This window comes from Polaromonas sp. UBA4122 (assembly GCA_002381615.1).
In the GTDB taxonomy this organism is placed as follows: Bacteria; Pseudomonadota; Gammaproteobacteria; order Burkholderiales; family Burkholderiaceae_C; genus Polaromonas.
On sequence record DFWY01000136.1, the window covers coordinates 18719 to 42310 of the forward strand.

The window sequence follows — 23592 nt, forward strand, 5'->3', positions numbered from 1 at the left end:
TGGTCTGGGCCGACCAGACGACAACTTAAGGGTCACTTCCATGACTGAAAAACTCATTATTTTTGACACCACCTTGCGCGACGGCGAGCAGTCACCTGGCGCATCCATGACCAGGGACGAAAAGCTGCGTATTGCCCGCCAGCTGGAACGACTGAAGGTCGATGTGATTGAAGCGGGCTTTGCTGCCAGTTCCAACGGCGATTTTGAATGTGTCAAGGCCATCGCAGAAGTCGTTAAGGATTCCATCATCTGTTCGCTGGCCCGCGCCAACGACCGCGATATTTCCCGTGCGGCCGAAGCCCTGAAGCCTGCCAACTCTGGGCGCTTGCACCTGTTTTTGGCGACCAGTCCGCTGCACATGGAAAAAAAGTTGCGCATGACGCCCGACCAGGTGTTTGAGCAAGCCAAGCTGTCGGTGCGTTTTGCGCGTAATCTCATGGCGGACATCGAGTTCAGTCCCGAAGACGCTTACCGTTCTGACCCGGACTTTTTGTGTCGGGTCATCGAAGCCGTGATCAGCGAAGGCGCGACCACTATCAACGTGCCAGACACCGTTGGATACGCTATTCCCGAGCTCTATGGAAATTTCATCAAGAACTTGCGTGAGCGTATTCCCAATAGCGACAAAGCCATCTGGTCGGTGCACTGCCATAACGACCTCGGCATGGCCGTCGCCAACTCCCTGGCGGGCGTGAAGATTGGCGGTGCCCGGCAGGTGGAATGCACCATCAACGGTTTGGGCGAACGTGCGGGCAATTGCTCGCTCGAGGAAGTGGTGATGGCCGTGAAAACGCGCAAGGACTATTTTGACCTCGACGTTGGCATCGATACCCAGCACATTCTGGCGGCTAGCCGCCTGGTCAGCCAGACCACCGGTTTTGTGGTGCAGCCCAACAAGGCCGTGGTTGGCGCAAACGCCTTCGCCCATGCTTCCGGTATCCACCAAGACGGCGTACTCAAGGCGCGCGACACTTACGAGATCATGCGTGCTGAAGATGTGGGCTGGAGTGCCAACAAGATCGTGATGGGCAAGTTGAGTGGCCGCAATGCGTTCAAGTTGCGCTTGCAGGAACTGGGCATCGCGATGGAAAGCGAAGCGGACATCAACAATGCATTCATCAAGTTCAAGGACCTTGCGGACCGGAAAAGCGAAATTTTCGACGAGGATATCCTTGCTTTAGTGAGCGATGAAAGCGTCACCCACGACAACGAACAGTACGGTTTTGTATCCTTGTCGCAGCACAGCGAAACCGGCGAGCGTCCTCAAGCGCGCGTTGTTTTCACCGTGGACGGCAAGGAAGTCAAGAGTGAGTCAGACGGCAACGGCCCCGTCGATGCCTCCCTCAAAGCTATCGAATCACACGTCAAAAGTGGTGCAGAGATGGTGCTCTATTCCGTGAACGCCATCAGCGGATCCACGGAAAGCCAGGGAGAAGTGACGGTGCGTTTGCAAAATAGCGGACGTGTAGTGAATGGCGTGGGCGCTGACCCCGACATTGTGGTGGCGTCAGCGAAGGCCTACCTTAGCGCGTTGAATAAACTTCAAAGTAAAGCTGATCGTGTTGCGGCGCAGGGGTGATGCATCGAGTTATTTAAATAACTATTTATATTCAATGACTTAGAGCATTTTTCTGGTGCAAATTGTGGTGTGGACCCTCAAATCCGTCCAAAACTAGGTGCGTTTTTAGGAAAGTCACGCAAGTTTTTGATATTGCGTGACTTTTTCTATTTCTATACACTTCAGCCATTCCATCCATTGCAACCCAATGCAGGCAATATCCACCATGTCTAAACAGATTTTGAATCGCGCGTTAAAAATCGTTGGATTCCTGGCTTTATTTGCTGCCCTTGCGGCATCTGGTGCCAACGCGACAACGGCAAAAAGCGTGATAGTCAAGAAGCATCACGTCGCAAAATCAACGGCATCTAAAAAGATTGTCTCAATCCGCAAGAGTGTCCGGTTTGAAACAGGCATCAAACGCAGGACCGTCGTTTACGCTTTTGTTCCGGCCAAACCCTCCTTCGGTCAGATCGCCGGTCTGCACTCTGTGCAGGACCCGCTGGATCTGAAATCGAGCGTCGCCTTGGTCATTGACCAGGACACACATGAGGTGCTATTCAGCAAAAATGACCAGGCGGTGGTGCCCATTGCATCCCTGACCAAATTAATGACCGGGGTCATCATCAGTGGTGCCAAGCTACCCATGGACGAAATGATCACGGTTACGCAGGATGACGTGGATACCGAAAAACACAGCAGTTCGCGGCTGAGGGTGGGCACCACGCTGACGCGCGGGGAATTACTGCACCTTGCCCTGATGTCCAGCGAAAATCGTGCAGCGCACGCATTGGGCCGTACCTATCCCGGTGGCTTGGCAACGTTTGTCAGCCTGATGAACGCCAAGGCAAAGATGCTGGGCATGAATAACACCAGCTATGCGGAGCCTACCGGCCTTTCCAGTCGCAACCAGTCCAGCGCACAGGACTTGGCCACGCTGGTCAATGCTGCGCATGGCGATCCCATGCTTCGCGAGTTGACTACCTCGACGGGTTATCAGGTGGCAGTAGGCAACCGCACGCTGCAGTTCAACAACACGAACCGCCTGGTGAAGAATCCCGAGTGGGATATCGGCCTGCAAAAAACCGGCTACATCACTGAAGCCGGTCAATGCCTGGTGATGCAGACCAAAATTGCGGGGCGCAAGCTGATCATGGTATTTCTGGATTCCGCCGGCAAGTTGAGCCGTCTGGGTGATGCTGAGCGCGTGCGTCGCTGGGTGGAGTCCAATCCTGTGGCCGATCAAAAAGTGCGCATCAGCGCATCAGCCAAGCAGATTAACGGTTAACCGGCTGAGTGTTTCTGCTCAAGCCTGTAGCCTTTGCGCCAGCAATTTTTTTGCTATGGTATCGATAGCTTCATGTTAAGTAGGCATAGGCGCCAAACACATTTCTTACTTGAATTTGTAGCCTAACGCTGCTGAAATTTCGTTGGCGGTCGCCTGCAGCTTGGGTAGCCAGTGCTCATCAAGTCGGTCGGCGGGGGCTGAAATGGACAGACCTGCTACCAGCCTGCTCTGGTCGTCGTAGATGCCAGCAGCCATACAACGCACCCCCAACTCCAACTCTTCGTTGTCGCGCGCGATGCCGTATTGCCGTGCCTTGGAGAGTTCGCGTTCCAGTATTGGCAACTGGGTGATGCTGTTGCGGGTCTGCCCTGACAGGCCCGTGCGCGTGGCATAGGCGCGCAAGCGTTGGGGATCGTCAAAAGCCAGAAACAGCTTGCCTACGGAAGTCAAATGCAGCGGGGCCCGGCCGCCGATAGCTCGCACCACCTGCATGCCCGATCGCTCGCTATAGGCGCGTTCCACATACACAATTTCGTCGCCTTGGCGCATGCTCAGGTTGACGGGTTGCTGGGTGAGCTTGTGCAGCTCGCGCATGGGCGTGAGTGCTGCATCGCGGACACTCAAACGGGCCTTGACCAAGTTGCCCAACTCCAAAAGACGCATGCCCAGCCGATAGTTGCCCGTGACCGGGCGGTCTACAAAACGTCCGGTCGCCAGATCGTTCAGGATACGGTGAGCCGTCGAAGGGTGAAGCCCTGATTTTTCGCTGATCTCCTTGAGTGATACGGCCTCTTCATGATTTGCCAGAATCTCGATCAAGGTGAAGATACGTTCAATGACTTGAACAGTCGGGGTGGCAGGAACGGCGATATCGGGTTTTTTCATGTGCAGACTTTCTGCATTAAATTTTACGCTGTGAAATCAAAAAGCATCTGCTGATGCTGCTTCAAGAATTACCTTCCTTCCGATTGGGAAGTCCGCTCTGCCTTGTGGCCGCAGTGCTACCGGAAAGCACCCACTGGCCGTTGACCCATATTTCGTTGGGCCTGAATCCAGCCTTGTAGTTCATCTTCGGGCTTTGGGCTATCCAGTAGCCCAGATACACATAAGGCAGGTTGAGGCGCTTGGCCTGCTCTATTTGCCAGAGCACGCCGTAACTCCCGTAACTGGCCCGGCCGTCAGGCTCATAAAACGTGTAGACCGCGGAAATGCCGTCTTCCAGCACGTCAAGGATAGAGACCATTTTGAGTGCGCCGACCTCGCCATCGGGCAGGCTGTCACGAAACTCCACCAGGCGCGAGTTCACGCGGCTTTGCAGCAGGAATTGCGTGTACTGGTCAATGCTGTCATGGTCCATGCCGCCTCCGGCGTGGCGACCGTTCTGGTATCGCAGGTAGAGCTGGTAATGCTCTGGCATGAAACAGGGTCTGAGTATGCGCGCATGCAGCGTGTGGTGCTGATTCCAGGCACGGCGCTGGCTGCGGTCTGCTTTAAAGTTGTTAACGGGCACGCGGAGCGGTACGCACGCCTGGCATCCATCGCAGTAAGGGCGGTAGGTAAACATGCCGCTGCGCCGGAACCCGCTGGTCACGAGGTCCGAATAGGCGTCGTTGTGGATGAGATGGCTGGGCGTAGCGACCTGCGAGCGGGCCTGCTTGCCCGGCAGGTAACTGCAGGGGTAGGGCGCCGTTGCATAAAACTGCAAGGTTTGCAGCGGCAGGTCTTTGAGGTGCGTCACGGTGGTATTGGCGTTCTCGGTATCAAGATCTGATTCCAGTATACGGGGTCGAACCGCCAGGCGGGAGCAGTTTTACCGACGTTCTGACCGAGGTGGGAGGCAAACTCGGTGCGACTGATTTCAGCCGCTCCCAGCGATGCCAGATGCCGGGTGTTTTGCTGGCAATCGATCATCGGTATGTGGTGCGCACGGCAAAAAGCCAGCAGTGCAGCCAGTGCAATCTTGGAGGCGTCGGTTCGGTGTGCAAACATGGATTCACCAAACACCATGCGCCCCAGATTGACGCAGTACAGGCCCCCAGTGAGTTCACCCTCCTTCCAAGTTTCCACGCTGTGGGCGTGCCCGGCCCGATGCAAGGCACTGTAGGCCCGCACCATGTCGGGAACAATCCAGGTGCCCGGCTGGCCTGCGCGGGGCTTGCTGGCACAGGCTTTGATGACGCCCTCGAAAGCGCTGTCAAACCTTATCTCGCATCTCGGATCGTCCAGAAAATGAATCAGGCTTTTGCGTAAGGATCGGTGCAGCTTGAAGTTTTGGGTCTGCAGCACCATACGAGGGTCGGGGCTCCACCACAATACGGGCTGGCCCAGACTGAACCAGGGAAAAATGCCCTGCGAGTAAGCTTGAACCAATGTGGGCACATCCAGCGCCGCACCAGCCGCCAGCAGGCCAGGAGCAGGGTCTTGGTGGCCCCAAGCACTTTCCAGCGGCGGAAAACTTTCCCCGGCAGCAAGCCAGGGTACGGGGCGCGGAAGTTTTCCCATGACTCAGGGGCTCATTTGCATGGTTGCATTAAAAACGGATGCGTCATGTCAGGCATATGCAGATGGTAGCTGAGCCAGGATTTTTTGCGAGCTGGCTGCGAGCTGGTGACCGGGAGGCCGACACTGGAGCTTTACCCCTAATGTATAAGCGCGCTGACCTCTATCATGGCTAAATGAGTACCAGCAAACCTGAGACCAGCCTTCGTTCCCTCTTTGACGCCCAATACCGAGCCAGCCGCGCGCAGGTGGCGGTGCTTCTTGCTTTGCGCCGCGACCGGTTGTTGCGAATGCGGGCCTTGCTCGATGATCACGGCAGCGCACTGGCGCAGGCTGTCCAGGCTGATTTCGGCGTGCGGTCCCCTCAGCTGACCGAGATTGCCGACCTGTTTGTATTGCGCACGCTGCTCTCAAGCACGCTGAGGGCCTTGTCCAAGTGGATGAAGCCGGTCCGGGTGCGCACGCCGCTCTATCTGCAGCCCGCCCATGCTTATCTGCAGCGCCAGCCTTTGGGCGTGGTCGGCGTGGTTTCGCCCTGGAACTATCCGGTGCAGTTGTCGCTCGGCCCGGTCATCACGGCCCTGGCCGCAGGCAACCGCGTCATGCTCAAGCCCAGCGAACTGACCCCGCTGACCTCGGCCCTGCTGGGTGAGTTGATTGGCAAGGCCTTTGCGCCAGACGAGTTGTGCGTGGTGCAAGGCGATGCCGCACTGGCGGCTGAGTTTGCCAGCCTGCCGTTTGACCACCTGTTTTTCACCGGCTCCACGGCGGTGGGCCGAAAGGTGGCGGCTGCGGCTGCGGCGAACCTGACGCCGACCACACTGGAGCTGGGCGGCAAGTCGCCCTGCATCATTGATGCATCTTGCGAGCTGGACAAGGCCGCCCTCAAGATCGCCCACGGCAAGCTGCTCAATGCCGGGCAGACCTGCGTTGCGCCGGATTACCTGCTGCTGCCGCGCGGGTGCGAAGCGGCATTCGAAAAGGCCTTCGCTGCCGCCGTGAAGCGGTTGTTCCCCCGAATTGCCGGGAACCCCGACTACGCAAGCATCCAGAACGACCGCTATTTCGCCCAATTGCAGGCCGCGCTGAGCGAGGCGCAGGCCTTGGGAGCGACGGTGAAGGTCATTGATCCGCAGGGTGTCACGCCAGCCTCGGCAGACCCGGTCACCCGGCAGATGGCGCCCGTGCTGGTGTATGGGGCCCAGCCCGGCATGAAGCTCATGGAGCAGGAGATCTTCGGCCCCATCCTGCCGGTGGTGCCCTATGACACGCTGGATCAGGCGATTGAGTACATCAATGCCCGGCCACGGCCGCTGGCGCTGTACTGGTTCGGTACCGACACGGCCACACGCGACCGAGTGCTGAACAACACCGTGAGCGGCGGCGTCACCGTCAATGACACCCTGATGCACATTGCCCACGAAAATCTGCCTTTTGGCGGTGTGGGCGACAGCGGCTGGGGCGCCTACCACGGCGAAGCTGGCTTTCTGCGCCTGACGCAGCAAAAGCCGGTGCTGGTGCAGTCAAAGTGGGCCCGGGGTGATGTGTTTTACCCGCCCTATGGCAAGCGGTTTGACCAGATCATGGGGCTGCTCAAGCGTTTGATCTGAACATCAGAGCACCTCGCTCGCGAAATCAGCCAGCCGGGAACGCTCGCCGCGGGCCAGCGTGATGTGCCCGCCATGCGGCCAGCCCTTGAAGCGGTCCACAGCGAAAGTCATGCCTGAAGAGCCTTCGGTGAGGTAGGGCGTGTCAATCTGCGCAAGGTTGCCCATGCAGACAATCTTGGTGCCCGGCCCAGCGCGGGTGATGAGGGTCTTCATCTGCTTGGGCGTCAGGTTTTGTGCCTCGTCAATGATGACGTACTTGTTGAGGAAGGTGCGGCCGCGCATGAAGTTCATGCTTTTGACCTTGATGCGCGAACGGATCAGCTCATTGGTCGCCGCGCGCCCCCATTCTCCGGAGCTCGTGTCGGTTTTACCCAGTACTTCCAGGTTGTCGTCGAGCGCGCCCATCCAGGGGCCCATTTTTTCCTCTTCGGTGCCCGGCAGGAAGCCGATGTCCTCACCGACCGATACCGTAGCGCGCGTCATGATGATTTCGGTGTAACGGCGATCGTCAAGCACTTGTGTGAGGCCGCTGGCCAACGCCATCAGCGTTTTGCCTGTGCCCGCAGTGCCCGCCAGCGTGACGAAATCAACTTCAGGGTCCATCAGCAGGTTCATCGCGAAGTTTTGCTCGCGGTTACGCATGGTCACGCCCCAGACGGCGTTTTTGAGATGAGTGTAGTCCTTGAGGGTCTTCAGAACCGCCGTCTTGTCCCGTATTTCAGTGACACGGGCATAAAGCGGCGGCTCGCCAGGTGCTTCAAAAAACACGAACTGGTTGATCAGCAAGCTGGCCACAATCGGTCCCGCGATACGGTAGAAGGTGTGGCTGCCTTGCTGCCAGCTTTCTATGGTTTTGCTCTGGCGCGTCCAGAAGTCCGCCGGCAAGGCCAGCGAGCCAGCATACAGCAGGTCGCCGTCTTCCAGTGTTTTGTCGTTCTGGTAGTCATCGGTGGCCAGCCCAAGGGCTCTAGCCTTGACGCGCATATTGATGTCTTTGGAGACCAGCACCACCTCGCGCGGCGCATATTCCCTGCGCAGGGCGTCGACCACACCCAGAATCTGATTGTCAGCCTTGCCCTGCGGCAGACTCATGGGCAGCGTGTAATCCAGCGGCTTGGTCTGAAAAAACAGGCAACCGCCGGCCTCGGGGTGCCCGGTGGTGTCCAGCTTGAGGCCTTTGCTGATGTCAGCGCCTTGGGCGCCTGCCAGCGCGTCCAGCGTGCGGCTGGTCTGGCGCGCATTGCGGGCTACCTCGGTCATGCCTTTTTTATGGCCGTCGAGTTCTTCGAGCACGATCATGGGTAAAAAGATGTCGTGCTCTTCAAAGCGGAACAGGCACATCGGGTCATGCATCAGCACATTGGTATCCAGCACAAACAGCTTGTCCAGACCTGCGCGCTTGGCCTTTTTGGGTTTTACCACGGGAAGGGGTAGCACGATGCTATCTTTTTTATAGCTATCTGCACCCGTCCTTACTTGGCTTTCGGTCTCTTTTTCTCTGTAAGCCACTGGATGTTCGCTGCCGTCGGCCGTGCGGCTGTCAAACAGGTCCAATACCGGCGGCTTCTTGGCAGATTCAGCTCTTTCCGTCTTTTGTGCAAGCTTGGAAGGCGAGCGGGTCGGCGCATCGAGAGCGCCGGGGGAGAGGAGGGCGGCACGTTTGGTCGGGGCGGGTGGCAGGGGCATAGTGCTTAAAACTCTCTAAATGAAGGTTCCGGAAGTAAAAAAGCCGCCATGAGGCCAAGGCGGCTTTTTTGAACGCAGTTACGAAGGTCAACAGCATGAGTTCATTATGCACAACTCATGTGGCACAGGGCAATCTACTGTTGTCAGCTGGCCTCACTACGTATTCATGCGGCCTTTTTGAGGGCTTTGACGGCCTTCAGGACATCGTCGACATGACCGGGCACTTTCAGGCCGCGCCATTCATCTTTCAGCAGGCCGTCGGCGCCCACTAAAAAGGTGCTGCGCTCAATGCCCTTGACCTTTTTACCGTACATGATCTTGTTTTTGACCACGCCGAACATGTGGCACATTTTTTCTTCGGTATCTGCAATCAGCTCGAATGGGAGTTCAAGCTTGGATTTGAATTCGTCATGCGATTTCATGTTATCCCGTGACACGCCGAATACAGTCGCGCCAGCTTTTACGAAATCCTTGTAGCGGTCACGAAACTGCATGGCTTCGGTAGTGCAGCCGGGTGTGTTGTCTTTCGGGTAAAAGTACATCACGACAACGTGGCCTAAATGGGACTGGTTGGAAACCTTGATGCCACCTGTGGCATTCGCTTCAAATTCGGGAAGTGGTTTATTGACGACGACTGCCATACTGAGTAGACCCTGACGAAAGTAGTTGTAATTAGCCGTGACTCCTGCCAGCGGGCCCGAGTGGTAATCCCGGGTGTGCTACCAAGTGCAACCCTAGATTTTACTCTGAATGAGGAGGCCTTCCAGTCTTATGTTTCTTCTGGCTCAATCAGCAGGGCTGCGATCACTCGGCGACCCTCGCCCGCCAGGATGTTGTAGGTGCGGCAAGCCGCCAGCGTGTCCATGGTTTCAATGCCTATGCGCTGCTCCATCAAGGCCCGCAAAAATGCGGATGGCGGAAAACGCAGGCGCGGGCCGCTGCCAAAAATCACCAACTCCGGCTGCGTTTTTGCCAGAAGGGTGAAGTGCTCTGTCGTTAGTTGGTCAAAGCGCGTGCAATGCCAGAAAAATTTCTCGCCCCGTGAGCCAATTACGATGCTGTGTTCGATTTTTTCAGCCACTCCATTGCTGCCCAGACCCACCCATCCCGGGCCGTAGCCGAGAATAGATTGAACGTCGAGATGGTCTGGCTGTAGTTTCATGGTGATTCAGGGCGTTGAGGGGCCGGAAAACGGCGAAGGGTAAGGGCAGATTGCTGGCCCTTTTCCAGCGAAAACCGCGTTTTATGTGGTCAAATTATAAATTCCATCCAAATTTTCCGTTGCAGCGCTGGTGCGTCCTTCCGATGAGGGGGGAGATTACCAGTGCGGTTGTCAGCGTGATTGACGGAGCGGTCTTTGCCCGGGTATCCAAAAAACACCATGAAACTGATTAACAAATCTGCCAAGTTAGCCAACGTCTGCTACGACATCCGCGGCCCCATCATGGAACGCGCCAAGCAGATGGAAGAAGAAGGCCATAAGATCATCAAGCTCAACATCGGCAACCTCGCCGTGTTCGGCTTTGATTCGCCCGAAGAAATCCAGCAGGACATGATCCGCAACCTGCCCAACTCGGCCGGTTATTCGGACAGCAAGGGCATTTTTGCGGCGCGCAAGGCGGTAATGCACGAAACGCAGAAGCAGGGCATCAAGGGCGTGACGCTGGACGACATTTACCTTGGCAACGGCGCCAGCGAGCTGATCGTGATGGCGACCAATGCCTTGCTCGACACCGGCGACGAGTTGCTCTTGCCGTCGCCCGATTACCCGCTGTGGACGGCGGCGGCGAGCCTGTCGGGCGGCAAGCCGGTGCACTACCTGTGCGACGAAGCCAACGGCTGGATGCCCGACCTGAACGACATCCGCGCCAAGATCACGCCGGCCACACGCGGCATCGTCGTTATCAACCCGAACAACCCGACTGGCGCGCTGTATTCCGACGAACTGCTTCAGGGCATTGTCGATATTGCGCGTGAGCATAATTTGGTGATTTTTGCCGACGAGGTCTATGACAAGGTTCTCTACGACGGTGTGCGCCACACAGCGATTGCCAGCCTTTCGCAAGACGTGTTGACGCTGACCTTCAACTCGCTGAGCAAAAGCTACCGTTCCTGCGGCTACCGCGCTGGCTGGATGGTGGTCTCGGGCGACAAGAAGCCCGCGCGCGACTATATCGAGGGGCTCACTATGCTGTCGAACATGCGGCTGTGCTCCAACGTGCCCGGCCAGTGGGCGATTCAGACGGCGCTGGGCGGCTATCAAAGCATCAACGATCTGGTAGGCGAAGGTGGACGCCTGCGCCGCCAGCGCGACCTGGCGTATGAGTTGATCACCGCGATCCCGGGTGTGAGCTGCGTCAAGCCCAGTGCGGCGCTGTATATGTTTCCGCGGCTGGACCCCAAGGTCTATCCCATCGCCGACGACCGACAGTTTTTTCTGGAGTTGCTCGAAGAAACGCGGGTCATGCTGGTGCAGGGCACCGGTTTCAACTGGGCCACGCCGGATCATTTTCGTATTGTCTTTTTGCCTCATGAAGACGACTTGCGCGAAGCCATAGGGCGCATTGCCAAGTTTCTCGAGATCTGGCGCCACAACCGCATCTGATTTTTAATTTCCCCGTATCCCTTTTCAGGGATTGCAAGCGCCAAATACCAAACACTATAAGCAAGACTCCAAGCGACTATGAAACCGACGAATTTGAGCCCGATCAGGGTGGGCCTTTTGGGTATAGGTACCGTGGGCAGCGGCACCTTCAACGTATTGCAGCGCAACCAGGAAGAGATCCGCCGGCGCGCCGGCCGCGGCATCGAGATCACCATGGTGGCCGACCTTGACGTGGCGCGCGCGAAGGCTGCGGTGGGGAGCGGCGTGCAGGTGGTGGACGATGCGCGCAAGGTCATCGCCAACCCCGACATCGACATTGTGGTCGAGCTCATCGGCGGCTACGGCATCGCCAGGCAACTGGTGCTGGAGGCGATCGAGGCCGGCAAGCACGTGGTCACCGCCAACAAGGCGCTGCTCGCAGTGCACGGTACCGAGATTTTCGCCGCGGCGCATCGCAAGGGCGTGATGGTTGCCTTCGAGGCGGCCGTCGCCGGCGGCATTCCGATCATCAAGGCGCTGCGCGAGGGCCTGACCGCCAACAGCATCCAGTGGATCGCCGGCATCATCAATGGCACGACGAATTTCATCCTGTCGGAAATGCGTGACAAGGGTCTGGACTTCGACGTGGCACTGAAGGAAGCGCAGCGCCTGGGCTACGCCGAAGCCGATCCGACCTTCGACATCGAGGGCGTGGACGCCGGCCACAAGGTCACGCTGATGTCGGCCATCGCCTTTGGCATCCCGGTGCAGTTCGACAAGGCCTATGTCGAGGGCATCACCCAACTGGCAGCGCAAGACATTCGCTACGCAGAACAGCTCGGTTACCGCATCAAGCTGCTGGGTATCACCAAGCGCGCCGCGAACGGTATCGAGCTGCGCGTGCACCCAAGCCTGGTGCCGGCCAAGCGCCTGATCGCCAACGTCGAAGGCGCGATGAACGCGGTGGTGGTGCAGGGCGATGCCGTTGGCACCACGCTCTACTACGGTAAGGGCGCCGGCTCCGAACCCACGGCCAGCGCCGTGATCGCCGACCTGGTGGACATTGCGCGCCTGCACACGGCTGACCCCGAGCACCGCGTGCCGTACCTGGCCTTCCAGCCCGACACCATGACTCAGGCCATGAGTGACCTGCCCATCGTGCCCATGTCCGAGGTGGTGACCAGCTACTACCTGCGCCTGAAGGTGGCTGACGAAACCGGCGTGCTGGCCAAAGTCACCGGCATTCTGGCGTCGCTGGGCATCAGCATCGATGCCGTGCTGCAACGCGAGGCCGATGACGTGGGCGGCGAAGGTTCCACGCAAACCGACCTCATCATCCTCACGCATGATTGTGTGGAAGCGAAAATGAACGAGGCGTTGGCGCAGATGCAGGCGCTGCCCACTGTGCTTGCGCCCATCACGCGCATCCGCAAAGAGGAACTCGCCTGATGCGCTATATCTCCACGCGCGGCCACAGTGACCGCAAGCGCTTTTGCGAAATCCTGCTCGAAGGCTTGGCACCGGATGGCGGCTTGTACCTGCCGGAGCACTACCCGCAAGTTGAGGAGGCAAGGCTCACGGCTTGGCGCAGTCTTTCCTATGCCGATCTGGCGTTTGAGATCCTGTCGCTGTACATCGACGACATTCCTGCCGCAGATCTCCGGGCGATTTGCCGCAAGACCTACACCGAGGAAGTCTTCGGTACGAAGGAAATCGTGCCGCTTCGCCCGCTGGAAAGCCCTTCGACAGGCTCAGGACAAACGGTTCTCTACCTGGAAGCCCTGTCCAACGGCCCGACGCTCGCGTTCAAGGACATGGCGATGCAATTGCTGGGCAATCTGTTCGAGTACGAACTGACTCGCCGCGGCGAAGAAATCAACATTCTGGGTGCCACCAGCGGCGACACGGGCAGCGCCGCCGAATACGCCATGCGTGGCAAAAAGGGCGTGCGCGTCTTCATGACCTCGCCAAATGGCCGCATGAGCCCGTTTCAGCAAGCGCAGATGTTCAGCCTGCAGGATACAAATATCCACAACCTCGCGGTCGAAGGCGTGTTTGACGACTGCCAGGACATCGTCAAGGCAGTGTCCAACGATCTAGAGTTCAAACGCCAATACAAAATCGGCACGGTCAACTCGATCAACTGGGCGCGCCTGATGGCCCAGGTCGTTTACTACTTTTCCGGCTACTTCCAGGCGACCAGGTCGAATGCCGAGAAAGTCAGCTTCACCGTGCCGTCCGGCAATTTTGGCAACGTCTGCGCCGGCCATGTGGCGCGCAGCATGGGCTTGCCGATTGACAAGCTGGTGGTCGCCACCAACGAGAACGATGTGCTCGACGAGTTCTTTCGCACCGGCGTTTACCGTGTGCGCGGCAGCGCCGATACCTTTGAAACCTCCAGCCCATCGATGGACATTTCCAAAGCCTCGAATTTTGAACGCTTTGTCTTTGACCTGTTGGGTCGGGACGGCAACAAAATAAAAGCGCTGTTTCATGACCAACTGGCAAGCCAAGGCAGTTTTGACCTGAGCCACGACCCTGCCTTCAAATCCGCCGCCCAGCGCTACGGTTTTGTGAGCGGCAAGAGCAGCCATGCTGACCGGCTGGCGATGATTAAGGATACCTACGAGCGCTTTGGCACCATGATTGACACCCACACCGCCGATGGCGTGAAGGTGGCGCGCGAGCATCTTCAGCCGGGTGTGCCCATGATCGTTCTTGAAACGGCCCTGCCCATCAAGTTTGCCGAAACGATAGAGGAAGCGCTCGGCAAAACCCCGGAGCGGCCTGCCAGGTTTGAAGGCATTGAGGCCTTGCCAAAGCGCGTCAAAATTGTGCCGGCCGACGTGACGGTGATCAAGCGCTACATTGCCGAAAATGTGCATTAAATCGGCCTGCATCGCAGTATTTACGGGTATTGGAAGCTATTTAATTAATAGAAAAAAAACCTGTGTGAGAGCGCTTTCATGAACGTGATCGGATTTTCCGGGTACTCGGGCTCAGGCAAAACAACGCTGGTCGAAAAGCTGATCCCGGCTCTCAAGCAGCGTGGCCTGCGTGTGTCGGTCGTGAAGCACGCCCATCACCTCTTTGACATCGACCACCCAGGCAAAGATACCCACCGGCACCGCGAGGCCGGCGCCTTTGAGGTGGTGGTAGCCTCGCAAAACCGGCTCGCGCTCATGCGTGAGTTTGAAAAACCTTCCGAGCTGACGGTTCACCACTTGATTGCCGAACTCTACGGCGGTGTGGACTGGGTGCTGGTGGAAGGCTTCAAGGACAGCGATCTGCTCAAGATCGAAGTCTGGCGCGCCTCGTCTGGCAAGTCCACCCGCTACACGGAAGACGACTTTATCGTCGCCATCGCCACCGACTCGCCCGCGCAGTTGCCGGAAGCAACCTTGCGTCCGGTGCTGGATTTGAATGATGCAGACGCCGTGGCCGATTACCTGGTCAACAATCAAGAGCGGTTTTTTTACTCTTTTGAAGATCGTTTCGATTAACCATCGTCTGTACACGTCAGTTCGGGATATCTCGCCATGAGCCTTGCTTCTACAACTCCAGTCCGTACAGAACCCGCGGCACATGTGGCACGCGCACCGCTCAAACCCCTCGACCTGGCGCTGGCGGAGTTGCTGGCCCGGGCGACGCCGTTGCCGGGCTTTGAGGTCGTTTCCACCTTTGATGCCGATGGCCGCGTGCTGGCCCAAGACCTGGTGTCTGGCCTGGATGTGCCGGCGCAGGACAACAGTTCCATGGATGGTTATGCCGTGCGTTGTGCTGACTGGGCCAGTGCCGCTACCCTCCTGCAGGTCAACCAGCGTATTCCCGCCGGCAGCAGCGGGCACGCGCTGGCGTCAGCTTCTGCGGCGCGGATTTTCACCGGCGCGCCTATTCCGCCCGACGCTGATGCCGTGGTCATGCAGGAAGACTGCGAAACGGTAAACCCGGCCACCGGTGCGACTCCCGCCGTTCGCATCGACACACAGCCCAGGCCGGGGCAGTGGATTCGCCGTCGCGGTGAAGACGTAGCCGCCGGGGCTGTGGTGCTGCACCGCGGTACACGCTTGAGCCCGGCATCCCTCGGCTTGGCGGCCAGCATCGGCTTTGACAAGCTGCAAGTGGCCCGGCGCGTGCGGGTAGCGCTTTTTTCCACCGGCGATGAGTTGGTGATGCCCGGCGACGTGGCGCCTGCCGACATGAAACCCGGAGCCATCTACAACTCCAACCGATTCTTCCTGAAGGTCCTGCTGCAGAGGCTGGGCTGCACCGTGACCGACTTGGGCATCGTGCCTGACCGGCTGGACGCGACGATGGCTGCGCTGCAAGGCGCGGGCCAGCAGCACGACCTCATTTTGACCAGTGGCGGCGTCTCGGTTGGTGAAGAAGACCACATCAAGCCCGCAGTGCAGGCGTTGGGCGAACTCAGCTTATGGCAGATCGCCATCAAACCGGGCAAACCGTTTGCCTATGGCCAGGTCGGCGCGGCGCACTTCATCGGCTTGCCGGGCAACCCGGTTTCGAGCTTTGTGACTTTTTTGCTGTTGGTCAGGCCCTTCCTGCTCAAGCTGCAGGGTGCCACCGAGATTGCTACAAAATCAATAGCTATTCCCGCCCATTTTTATTGGGCTAAAGCCGATAAACGCCGTGAATTTTTGCGTGTAAAGCGTAATGCAGCGGGTGGGCTGGAGCTGTTTGGCAACCAAAGCTCTGGTGTACTCACATCCGCTGTCTGGGGTGACGGGCTGCTTGACAACCCGCCCGGCCAAACCATTGCGCACGGCGACATGGTGCAGTTCATCCCGTTTTCGGAATTGATGGCATGAAAATCACGGTCAAATATTTTGCCTCCATCCGCGAAGCCATCGGGCAGGGCAGTGAGCTGCGTGAAACTTCCGCCGCCAACCTGTCGGCCCTGCGCGATGAACTGCTGGCCGCCAGCCCCGCGCATGCCGACAGCCTGGCACGCGGCAAGTCCGTTCGCATGGCGCTAAATCAGGTCATGAGCGACGAGTCGGCGCTTTTAAGCGAGGGCTGCGAAGTCGCGTTTTTCCCACCCGTCACCGGCGGCTAAACCCATGACAGCGCGCGTATCTATCCAGACTGCCGACTTCATTCTCGCTGACGAGATTGCTGCGTTGCGCTCAGACGACAAGCGCGTCGGCGCGGTTTGCAGTTTTATCGGCACAGTCCGTGACCGCAATGACGGCTTGACCGTCAGCAGCATGGAGCTCGAGCATTACCCTGGCATGACCGAAAAAGCCATCGAGGCCATGATCGACGAGGCGATGCTGCGGTTCGATATTTTTGGCGCCCGGGTTGTTCACCGTGTCGGACTCTTGCAGCCGCTGGATCAGGTGGTCATGGTAGGCGTCACCTCGGCCCACCGGGGTGAAAGCTTCAAGGCCTGCGAGTTTTTGATGGACTACCTCAAGACCCAGGCTCCGTTCTGGAAAAAAGAGCAGACGCCTGAAGGCGCGCGCTGGGTTGATGCGCGGGTCAGTGACGACGCTGCGCTGGCCAAGTGGGGCATCAGCGCCAACAACGCGTGAGCTGCCGGGCTTGATTTTCATCAAGCCGGGCTTATTCAAACCGGCAGGGTTCGTTGTGCGACTTGCAAACTTGTGGAAAAGCCCCAAGATCGATGGGGACAAGCTTTTTTAGAGTTCTACTCGGAGTGATCCTATGCGGCAAGACAAAATGACCACCAAATTCCAGGAAGCTCTGGGCGACGCCCAGTCGCTGGCCTTGGGCAACGACTGCGGTTATATCGAGCCTGCCCATCTGCTGGCGGCCATGCTGCGCCAGGAAGACGGGCCGCGCGCCCTGCTTGAGCGGGCCGGCGTCAACGTCAATGGCCTGACGCAGGCGGCCGATGCCGCCGTTAAAAAGCTCCCCCAAGTGCAGGGGCAAGAACAGGTTCAGGTCGGCAGCGAGCTGGCCAAGCTGCTGCAGGCCACCGAAAAAGAATCCATCAAGCGGGGTGACCAGTTCATCGCCGGTGAGCTGTTTTTGCTGGCCGTTGCCGACAGCAAAAGCGACATCGGCAGGTTGGCCAAAGAAAACGGCCTGAGTCGCAAAGCGCTGGAGGCGGCGATTGATGCCGTGCGCGGAGGCCAGAGCGTGGACAACCCGGAAGCTGAAGGCCAGCGCGAGGCCCTCAAAAAATATACCATGGACCTGACTGAGCGCGCTCGCCTGGGCAAGCTCGACCCGGTCATTGGCCGCGATGATGAAATCCGCCGTGCCATTCAGGTTCTGCAGCGCCGCACCAAGAACAACCCCGTGCTGATCGGTGAGCCCGGCGTCGGCAAGACCGCCATCGTCGAAGGCTTGGCCCAGCGCATCGTGGCGGGCGAGGTGCCCGATTCGCTGAAAGGCAAACGCGTGCTGTCGCTCGACATGGCCGCCTTGCTGGCAGGCGCCAAATTCCGCGGCGAGTTTGAAGAGCGACTGAAGACCGTGCTCAAGGAACTGGCCCAGGATGAAGGCCAGACCATCGTCTTCATCGACGAGCTGCATACCATGGTCGGTGCGGGCAAGGCTGAAGGCGCAATGGACGCTGGCAATATGTTGAAACCTGCGTTGGCCCGGGGTGAGTTGCACTGCGTGGGCGCCACCACGCTGGCTGAATACCGCAAATACATTGAAAAAGACGCTGCGCTGGAGCGCCGTTTCCAGAAGATTCTGGTGGGCGAGCCGACGGTGGAGGCGACCATTGCCATCCTGCGCGGGCTGAAAGAAAAGTACGAGTTGCACCATGGCGTGCAGATCACCGACCCGGCCATCGTGGCAGCGGCCGAGTTGAGCCACCGTTACATCACCGATCGCTTTTTGCCCGACAAGGCGATTGACCTGATTGACGAGGCGGCCAGCAAGGTCAGCATTGAGCGCGACTCCAAGCCCGAGGTGATCGACAAACTCGAACGCCGGCTGATTCAGCTGCAAATCGAGCGCGAAGCCGTGCGCCGTGAAAAAGACGAAGCCTCGCAAAAGCGCTTTGGCCTGATTGAGGAAGAAATCGACAAGCTACAAAAAGAAATCGCTGATCTCAATGAAATTTTGCAGGCTGAAAGAGCCCAGGCGCTCGGCTCCAAGGATGTCATGGAAGAAATCGACCGCATCCGTTTCCAGATCAAGGAGTTCACCAACAAGGGTGATCTGGGCAAGGTGGCCGAACTGCAATACGGCAAGCTGCCTGAGCTGGAAAAGCGCCTGAAGGCCGCGCAGGACAGCGAGGCCCAGAAGGGCGTGGACAACGCGCCCAAGCTGCTGCGTACCCAGGTCGGCGCCGAGGAAATCGCCGAGGTGGTGAGCCGCGCCACCGGCATTCCGGTTTCCAAGATGCTGCAGGGTGAGCGCGACAAGTTGCTGCAGATGGAAGACAAATTGCACGAACGCGTGGTGGGGCAAGACGAAGCCATTGGCGCCGTCGCCAACGCCATCCGCCGCTCACGTTCGGGCCTGAGTGATCCGAACCGCCCGACCGGCTCCTTCCTGTTCCTGGGCCCCACGGGTGTGGGCAAAACCGAATTGTGCAAGGCGCTGGCGGGCTTCCTGTTCGACAGTGAAGACCACCTGATTCGCGTCGATATGAGTGAGTTCATGGAAAAGCATTCGGTGGCCCGCCTGATTGGCGCGCCTCCGGGTTATGTCGGTTACGAAGAGGGCGGCCACCTGACCGAAGCGGTGCGCCGCAAGCCCTACAGCGTATTGCTGCTCGATGAGGTGGAAAAAGCCCACCCGGATGTGTTCAACGTGTTGCTGCAGGTGCTGGACGATGGCCGCCTGACGGATGGCCAGGGGCGCACGGTGGATTTCAAGAACACCGTGATCGTCATGACCAGCAATATCGGCTCACCGATTATCCAGAGCATGGTGGGCCAGCCCACAGAAGATATCAAGGACGCGGTGACGGGTGAGTTGAAGAACTACTTCCGCCCCGAGTTTTTGAACCGGATCGACGAAACTGTGGTGTTTCATGCGCTCGATGCCAAAAACATCGAATCCATCGCCCGCATCCAGCTCAAGGTGCTGATGGAGCGGCTGCAAAAAATGGACCTCACGCTGGAAGTGTCGGAAGCGGCCATTGCCGAGCTGGCCAAGGTGGGCTTTGATCCGGTGTTTGGTGCGCGGCCTTTGAAGCGCGCCATCCAGCAGCGGATTGAAAATCCGTTGTCCAAACTGCTACTGGAAGGCCGCTTCCCGCCCAAGAGCGTCATCCCGGTGGATGTGGATCCTATCCGCGCGCCGGGTGTGTTCAGTTTCGGGGTGGCCGCACAAAGCGGGAAAAGTGCTCAAGACGCTTAATGAGCCGGCGCCCAAAAGTGCTATTTGTTTAATAGCTGCTTCTGCCCGTCCTTATTGGGCTAGAGCCACTTTTTAATGCTTAAATTAGCCTGACCTGCTCCTTCTCTGGAAGGCAGCGGGCTTTTTCACTTCCCCTCTAGCATTTGTAGGCGTGTACGCAGGCTGTCCAGCTCATCGAGCAGTTCTAAAGCCAGCGCGGCACCTGCGAGGTTGACGCCCAGATCATTTTGCAATCGCAATGCGACCCTGGCGCGGAGCAGCTGTATGCCGGTAAAGCGCCAGTGATCGGGGGTGCCACCCTCCGGGGCCAGCACGCCTTCGTGTACCAGCTCCATGATCATGTCGGCCTGCGCCGCACAGGCGCGGCAGATTTCGGCCAGGGTTAGCTCGGTCTGATCTTCAAGGATATAGCCGGTCAGTAGCGCCAGCTTGTAGCTCGGTGTCATGTCTTGCCTCCCAGTTTGGCGCGTGGGTTAAAGGCCTTGAACTGCTTAGCCATGCCCTCATAAAACGACTTGGCAGTGTCGGTGTCGCCTGCGGGCACCACAATCTGCAGCACAAGGTAAAAATCGCCTGGCGTGGTGCCCGGAAGGCCGCGCCCCTTGAGCCGCAGCTTGCGCCCAGTGGGCGAGCCTGCCGGTATTTTGACTTCGACTTGTCCCGTCGGGGTGGGCGCTTGTACCTCGGCGCCTAACGCGGCTTCCCAGGGCGCCACGGGCAAGTCCAGGTAAACATCGTGCTTGTCCACGCGGTAATCCAGGCTGCCCGGCGGGCGAGGCCGGAATTCCACGTCCAGGTACAGATCGCCCGCGCCGCCTTCGCCCATGCCGGGTGCGCCTTGTCCGGCCAGGCGGATGTGCTGGCCTGCCCGGATGCCTTTGGGAATGGTGAAGGTGATCTGGTGTTCGTGCGCAACCACGTGCCCCTGGTCGTCCATCTCGGGCACGCGCAGGCTGAGGGTGCGTGTGGCGCCACTGTAAGAGTCCTCCAGGTCGATCTGTATTTTGGCGTGGTGGTCTTCACCCCGCGCGCTAAATGTTGCGCGGCGGCCTCTGCTTTGGCCGCCACTTCTATCGCCTGTGCTCGCAAAGCCTTGGCGGAACAGCGATTCAAAGAAGTCGCTGTGATCGCCAGCGTCACCTCTATTGAATCCCCGGTCAAAACCGCTGCCGGCGTATTCAGCGCCTGCATTCCATTCGGGTGGGGGGCGGAAATCCTGTCCGGCTTTCCAGTTGGCACCCAGTTGGTCGTAAGCGGCACGCTTTTCGGGGTCTTTCAACACCTCATAGGCTTCTCCGAGTTCCTTGAAGCGCACCTCCGCATCCTTTTCCTTGCTGACATCGGGGTGGTATTTGCGCGCCAGTTTGCGGTGCGCGCGTTTGATGTCGTCTGGCGTCGCGTCGCGCGCCACGCCCATGATTTTGTAGTAGTCCTTGAATTCCATGGAAGACCTTTAGGGATGCTCTGAATAACTCAGCGTAGCGTGTGGCAGCAGGCTGCCACGTTTAGCTTGACGGAATTTCTGGCTCCAGAGTTGCAAATTCTTGTGTTTTCGCAGCCCTTCTGGGCTCTTTTTCCCGTTGCCAGGGCCTTTGCCCTGCATGGTTTGCGGTGAAAGGATGGCCTGCCGCATCGACCCTCTGGGTAGTACGGGGCAATGAGTTTGACCAGAGCGCAGTCCACGGCGTCACTCGCGCCATCTGTTCCAGCAACGCGCATTTGAAGGTTTTCTTCAAGTTCAGATTGAGGGCAAAGGATATTTGTTTCATGGGTTCAATGATGCCGCGCTGGGCTTGCACGTCATAAGCGACCTTAGTTGAAAATTCGCAGGAGGAGTGTAAGACATAGGCGCCAATTTCGAAGGGCTCGGGGGCGGATCAGCAGGAACGGACCTTTGAGTGAGTGCTCTAAATGTTGCTATATATTTAATAGCTGGATGTGCTCAATAAATAAGCAAAGGCGCTTTTTTCTGTTTTTTTTGGAAAATCAAAAAACGGCTGGGTCGTACTTGCTTGCGAAGAAGGTACTTTTGAGAAAGCCGGGCACGAGAAAGCGGGAAAATTAACGCTATAATTTAGAGCTGTATTCCTCAATAGCTCAGTTGGTAGAGCGCCGGACTGTTAATCCGTAGGTCCCTGGTTCGAGCCCAGGTTGAGGAGCCAAAAACAAGAAACGAATCAAGCACTTAGGTCGCAAGCCTAGGTGCTTTTTTCATTTCCGGACTGGTCTATAGCAACTCTTTGGGTTCTGCATTGGTTCGGTTGGGCGAATGCAGGGTATGGGCAGATGACCACTCTTTCAATTAGAGAACAACTTTTCTACCAAGTTGGCGCACATTTGACCTGTAGGGGATCGACTGGTGCCAGTAATGTTCATTGCCGCTCTACGGGCAATTTTTATGTCGTTGGAATCGAGCCGCGCAGCAAGAGTCGATATCGATTCGTAAAGCTGTCAACGCTGGATTCAGTTTATTCTGCGTCCAGCAGGTACTTGGGCATAGTGACCCGAAGGTGACCCAGCGATATTCGCACCTCTCCACCAAGTCATTGCAGGATGCAGCAAACAGTGCGTCGGTCATGATCAGGCGGGGAATGCCGGTGGCGGCGGTGGTCGAGGCGGTGGCGGCATAGGTTAGCCGTGGGCGGCACTCGGGGGCGTCGGTGCGAACCGGCCCTCCTTGGGTCATAGTGGCCACCTCTGGGGCGGCTGGGGCGTGGGGATGGCGAATACCCCCTTCCGGTGTCCCGGCGGGCCGTCTGGGGGCTACTTTTTGGGAGCGGTTTTCAATTCCGCCCAACCGGCGGCATCACCTTCCCCGATTGCCCGACCAGAAGCATGCATGACCGAACGGGCTGAAACGCATCCGAAGCCGACATGGAGCACTGGGATAACCAGTCCCGCTGATGGCAGAATCCTGCCGTGCATCGTTGGACCTCTAGACACTATTGCGATAGAGTTGTGCTCTCAATCAAGGAGATACCTCATGCATCCAGAAGCAATGAAGCACAAGGCCAGCCTTTGGGACGGCGATTACGGTACTTCGCGCCACATTACAGACGTTCACTGGGAAGGTGACATCACGCCAGAGGAACTGATCGACGTCGCTGACAGGATTACGACTGAGTGGCAAACAATCGACCTTGAACTTGACCCTGCACACCCGTCTTATGGCCAGGTATTTCGCCTTGAGAGGCCCTCTCAAAACGCCTTGGAGGATGCCTCTGAGCTGAGCATCGCACAGGCAGAGGATGAGTTGGCAGGCAGGTACGTCTGGGTGCATTGCTACCAACTTGTCGAAGACCCGCAAGGTGATACCGAAGACGAAGATGGGCGCACGTACCGCAAGCTCTTCCATACTGTCATGTTCAGCATGGAGTTCACTTCGTTTGATGACGTTGCTGCAAAGTGTGACGAAAACTTCGGCGAAGACGCATGGAGCGAGTACGAGTTGTATTTGGACGATGACCTGCCAGCGCCTATCGCGCACGGCGGGTGACCGGTCATCCAGGGGATTCCTCAATTAACCTTAAGCTGCGATTCAAATGCTTCCAATCGATTTGCATAAGGCTCCGTCGGTGCCATTTCGGTTTCAGTTCGGCGAGATTTCGGGGGTTCGACGGTGTTTTTTCCTAAGCCATTGATCGTGGGCTTTTTGTCATTTGCCTTCTGCATTGGGTCAGTGGCCAACATGGATAATTCCCCCGATGAGAATCAATTTGGTAACGCCGTTCGCAGAGAAAGATGCAGTTAAAGCACTTGGGGCACGCTGGGACGCCTCCAAAAAGCTTTGGTACATCGTCAATGTCACAGACCTCACTCCATTTTTGCGGTGGATTCCAAATATGGAGGCAGCCATGGAAGGCTCGGATGCTGCTCCGCAAATGACAAAGCCAAGAAGTTCTCCACCGAAACCAACAAAAGACTCTGCACCGTCCAAGCCAGTCATTGAAGTGCCGCACTGTGGCTGCAATGTCCTGCCTTGGGAAGATTGCGTACACACTGCTATTCCGTGAACTCCATGAACATCGAGTCAACCCTGATGGCCACCCAAATTCCC

The 23592-nt window shown here is 57.9% G+C and carries 23 protein-coding genes and 1 tRNA gene; 14 read left to right on the forward strand and 10 right to left on the reverse strand.

Annotated elements, in window-relative coordinates:
* Window positions 1-40: 40 nt before the first annotated feature.
* Both B3F77_RS16445 and pbpG read left to right on the forward strand, forming a co-directional pair.
* Window positions 41-1579, forward strand: a complete 1539-nt coding sequence (locus B3F77_RS16445; protein ID WP_293605991.1) for a 2-isopropylmalate synthase — start codon at window positions 41-43, stop codon at window positions 1577-1579.
* A gap of 205 nt (window positions 1580-1784) precedes the next feature.
* Window positions 1785-2846, forward strand: coding sequence for a D-alanyl-D-alanine endopeptidase (gene pbpG, locus B3F77_RS16450; protein ID WP_293606013.1), 1062 nt, complete (start codon window positions 1785-1787; stop codon window positions 2844-2846).
* A gap of 105 nt (window positions 2847-2951) precedes the next feature.
* Here the strand turns inward: pbpG and B3F77_RS16455 are convergent, their stop codons facing one another.
* The 3 genes from B3F77_RS16455 to aat all read right to left on the reverse strand — a co-directional run bounded on the left by B3F77_RS16455 (window position 2952) and on the right by aat (window position 5348).
* Complete coding sequence (locus B3F77_RS16455; RefSeq protein ID WP_293605992.1) at window positions 2952-3731, reverse strand: IclR family transcriptional regulator; 780 nt, start codon at window positions 3729-3731, stop codon at window positions 2952-2954.
* A 61-nt stretch (window positions 3732-3792) separates the two neighbouring features.
* Window positions 3793-4584, reverse strand: coding sequence for an arginyltransferase (locus B3F77_RS16460; protein ID WP_293605993.1), 792 nt, complete (start codon window positions 4582-4584; stop codon window positions 3793-3795).
* The gene (gene aat / locus B3F77_RS16465; RefSeq protein WP_293605994.1) at window positions 4581-5348 is read right to left on the reverse strand and encodes a leucyl/phenylalanyl-tRNA--protein transferase; all 768 of its coding nucleotides are present in this window, start codon (window positions 5346-5348) and stop codon (window positions 4581-4583) included. The genes B3F77_RS16460 and aat overlap by 4 nt, the downstream gene beginning before the upstream one ends.
* A 173-nt stretch (window positions 5349-5521) precedes the next feature.
* Between aat and B3F77_RS16470 the strand changes: the two genes are divergently transcribed.
* Window positions 5522-6955: a coniferyl aldehyde dehydrogenase gene (locus B3F77_RS16470; RefSeq protein ID WP_293605995.1), complete on the forward strand. Its 1434-nt coding sequence runs from the start codon at window positions 5522-5524 to the stop codon at window positions 6953-6955.
* A 3-nt stretch (window positions 6956-6958) separates the two neighbouring features.
* Here the strand turns inward: B3F77_RS16470 and B3F77_RS16475 are convergent, their stop codons facing one another.
* From B3F77_RS16475 to B3F77_RS16485, 3 genes are all read right to left on the reverse strand, one after another.
* On the reverse strand, window positions 6959-8641 hold the full coding sequence (locus tag B3F77_RS16475) for a PhoH family protein (protein WP_293605996.1): 1683 nt from the start codon (window positions 8639-8641) through the stop codon (window positions 6959-6961).
* 164 nt (window positions 8642-8805) lie between these two features.
* Window positions 8806-9282, reverse strand: coding sequence for a peroxiredoxin (locus B3F77_RS16480; RefSeq protein ID WP_293605997.1), 477 nt, complete (start codon window positions 9280-9282; stop codon window positions 8806-8808).
* Between the two features lie 128 nt (window positions 9283-9410).
* Complete coding sequence (locus tag B3F77_RS16485) at window positions 9411-9803, reverse strand: Mth938-like domain-containing protein (protein WP_293605998.1); 393 nt, start codon at window positions 9801-9803, stop codon at window positions 9411-9413.
* A gap of 219 nt (window positions 9804-10022) precedes the next feature.
* Between B3F77_RS16485 and B3F77_RS16490 the strand changes: the two genes are divergently transcribed.
* From B3F77_RS16490 to clpB, 8 genes are all read left to right on the forward strand, one after another.
* Window positions 10023-11246 carry a pyridoxal phosphate-dependent aminotransferase gene (locus B3F77_RS16490; RefSeq protein ID WP_293605999.1) on the forward strand — a complete coding sequence of 408 codons (1224 nt, stop codon included), beginning with the start codon at window positions 10023-10025 and terminating at the stop codon, window positions 11244-11246.
* A gap of 93 nt (window positions 11247-11339) precedes the next feature.
* Complete coding sequence (locus B3F77_RS16495) at window positions 11340-12674, forward strand: homoserine dehydrogenase (protein ID WP_293606014.1); 1335 nt, start codon at window positions 11340-11342, stop codon at window positions 12672-12674.
* On the forward strand, window positions 12674-14113 hold the full coding sequence (thrC, locus tag B3F77_RS16500; RefSeq protein WP_293606000.1) for a threonine synthase: 1440 nt from the start codon (window positions 12674-12676) through the stop codon (window positions 14111-14113). Before B3F77_RS16495 ends, thrC begins: the two co-directional genes overlap by 1 nt.
* A gap of 78 nt (window positions 14114-14191) precedes the next feature.
* Entirely contained in the window at window positions 14192-14728 is a 537-nt protein-coding gene (mobB, locus tag B3F77_RS16505) for a molybdopterin-guanine dinucleotide biosynthesis protein B (protein WP_293606001.1), read from the forward strand.
* A 36-nt stretch (window positions 14729-14764) separates the two neighbouring features.
* Window positions 14765-16051, forward strand: a complete 1287-nt coding sequence (gene glp, locus B3F77_RS16510; protein ID WP_293606002.1) for a gephyrin-like molybdotransferase Glp — start codon at window positions 14765-14767, stop codon at window positions 16049-16051.
* Entirely contained in the window at window positions 16048-16299 is a 252-nt protein-coding gene (locus B3F77_RS16515; RefSeq protein ID WP_293606003.1) for a MoaD/ThiS family protein, read from the forward strand. The genes glp and B3F77_RS16515 overlap by 4 nt, the downstream gene beginning before the upstream one ends.
* Before the next feature lie 4 nt (window positions 16300-16303).
* On the forward strand, window positions 16304-16777 hold the full coding sequence (locus B3F77_RS16520; protein ID WP_293606004.1) for a molybdenum cofactor biosynthesis protein MoaE: 474 nt from the start codon (window positions 16304-16306) through the stop codon (window positions 16775-16777).
* 133 nt (window positions 16778-16910) lie between these two features.
* Window positions 16911-19535, forward strand: coding sequence for an ATP-dependent chaperone ClpB (gene clpB, locus B3F77_RS16525; protein WP_293606005.1), 2625 nt, complete (start codon window positions 16911-16913; stop codon window positions 19533-19535).
* Between the two features lie 125 nt (window positions 19536-19660).
* Here the strand turns inward: clpB and B3F77_RS16530 are convergent, their stop codons facing one another.
* The 3 genes from B3F77_RS16530 to B3F77_RS16540 form a co-directional block, all read right to left on the reverse strand.
* Window positions 19661-19981 (reverse strand): chaperone modulator CbpM, encoded by a 321-nt coding sequence (locus B3F77_RS16530; RefSeq protein WP_293606006.1) that lies wholly within the window; start codon window positions 19979-19981, stop codon window positions 19661-19663.
* Complete coding sequence (locus B3F77_RS16535) at window positions 19978-20979, reverse strand: DnaJ C-terminal domain-containing protein (RefSeq protein WP_293606007.1); 1002 nt, start codon at window positions 20977-20979, stop codon at window positions 19978-19980. Before B3F77_RS16535 ends, B3F77_RS16530 begins: the two co-directional genes overlap by 4 nt.
* 61 nt (window positions 20980-21040) lie before the next feature.
* Window positions 21041-21304 carry a hypothetical protein gene (locus tag B3F77_RS16540; RefSeq protein WP_293606008.1) on the reverse strand — a complete coding sequence of 88 codons (264 nt, stop codon included), beginning with the start codon at window positions 21302-21304 and terminating at the stop codon, window positions 21041-21043.
* Window positions 21305-21621: 317 nt separating this feature from the next.
* On the opposite strand from B3F77_RS16540, the gene B3F77_RS16545 reads away from it, so the two are divergent.
* Window positions 21622-21697, forward strand: a tRNA-Asn gene (locus B3F77_RS16545).
* Window positions 21698-22518: 821 nt separating this feature from the next.
* Window positions 22519-23031 carry a hypothetical protein gene (locus B3F77_RS16550; protein ID WP_293606009.1) on the forward strand — a complete coding sequence of 171 codons (513 nt, stop codon included), beginning with the start codon at window positions 22519-22521 and terminating at the stop codon, window positions 23029-23031.
* Window positions 23032-23051: 20 nt separating this feature from the next.
* Here the strand turns inward: B3F77_RS16550 and B3F77_RS16555 are convergent, their stop codons facing one another.
* Window positions 23052-23225: a hypothetical protein gene (locus tag B3F77_RS16555; RefSeq protein WP_293606010.1), complete on the reverse strand. Its 174-nt coding sequence runs from the start codon at window positions 23223-23225 to the stop codon at window positions 23052-23054.
* Window positions 23226-23239: 14 nt separating this feature from the next.
* On the opposite strand from B3F77_RS16555, the gene B3F77_RS16560 reads away from it, so the two are divergent.
* A complete protein-coding gene (locus B3F77_RS16560) occupies window positions 23240-23548 on the forward strand; it encodes a DUF5710 domain-containing protein (protein ID WP_293606011.1) in 309 nt (102 codons plus the stop codon).
* Window positions 23549-23592: the final 44 nt, after the last annotated feature.

Coding starts and splice junctions, on each gene's coding strand:
- B3F77_RS16550 (WP_293606009.1), top strand. CDS start 22,519: ATGCATCCAGAAGCAATGAAGCACAAGGCCAGCCTTTGGGACGGCGAT.
- B3F77_RS16485 (WP_293605998.1), bottom strand. CDS start 9,803: ATGAAACTACAGCCAGACCATCTCGACGTTCAATCTATTCTCGGCTAC.
- B3F77_RS16520 (WP_293606004.1), top strand. CDS start 16,304: ATGACAGCGCGCGTATCTATCCAGACTGCCGACTTCATTCTCGCTGAC.
- thrC (WP_293606000.1), top strand. CDS start 12,674: ATGCGCTATATCTCCACGCGCGGCCACAGTGACCGCAAGCGCTTTTGC.
- B3F77_RS16555 (WP_293606010.1), bottom strand. CDS start 23,225: ATGTTGGCCACTGACCCAATGCAGAAGGCAAATGACAAAAAGCCCACG.
- B3F77_RS16480 (WP_293605997.1), bottom strand. CDS start 9,282: ATGGCAGTCGTCGTCAATAAACCACTTCCCGAATTTGAAGCGAATGCC.
- glp (WP_293606002.1), top strand. CDS start 14,765: ATGAGCCTTGCTTCTACAACTCCAGTCCGTACAGAACCCGCGGCACAT.
- B3F77_RS16530 (WP_293606006.1), bottom strand. CDS start 19,981: ATGACACCGAGCTACAAGCTGGCGCTACTGACCGGCTATATCCTTGAA.
- B3F77_RS16455 (WP_293605992.1), bottom strand. CDS start 3,731: ATGAAAAAACCCGATATCGCCGTTCCTGCCACCCCGACTGTTCAAGTC.
- B3F77_RS16535 (WP_293606007.1), bottom strand. CDS start 20,979: ATGGAATTCAAGGACTACTACAAAATCATGGGCGTGGCGCGCGACGCG.
- B3F77_RS16490 (WP_293605999.1), top strand. CDS start 10,023: ATGAAACTGATTAACAAATCTGCCAAGTTAGCCAACGTCTGCTACGAC.
- B3F77_RS16560 (WP_293606011.1), top strand. CDS start 23,240: ATGAGAATCAATTTGGTAACGCCGTTCGCAGAGAAAGATGCAGTTAAA.
- B3F77_RS16470 (WP_293605995.1), top strand. CDS start 5,522: ATGAGTACCAGCAAACCTGAGACCAGCCTTCGTTCCCTCTTTGACGCC.
- B3F77_RS16515 (WP_293606003.1), top strand. CDS start 16,048: ATGAAAATCACGGTCAAATATTTTGCCTCCATCCGCGAAGCCATCGGG.
- pbpG (WP_293606013.1), top strand. CDS start 1,785: ATGTCTAAACAGATTTTGAATCGCGCGTTAAAAATCGTTGGATTCCTG.
- aat (WP_293605994.1), bottom strand. CDS start 5,348: ATGGGAAAACTTCCGCGCCCCGTACCCTGGCTTGCTGCCGGGGAAAGT.
- B3F77_RS16540 (WP_293606008.1), bottom strand. CDS start 21,304: ATGAAACAAATATCCTTTGCCCTCAATCTGAACTTGAAGAAAACCTTC.
- B3F77_RS16475 (WP_293605996.1), bottom strand. CDS start 8,641: ATGCCCCTGCCACCCGCCCCGACCAAACGTGCCGCCCTCCTCTCCCCC.
- B3F77_RS16445 (WP_293605991.1), top strand. CDS start 41: ATGACTGAAAAACTCATTATTTTTGACACCACCTTGCGCGACGGCGAG.
- mobB (WP_293606001.1), top strand. CDS start 14,192: ATGAACGTGATCGGATTTTCCGGGTACTCGGGCTCAGGCAAAACAACG.
- clpB (WP_293606005.1), top strand. CDS start 16,911: ATGCGGCAAGACAAAATGACCACCAAATTCCAGGAAGCTCTGGGCGAC.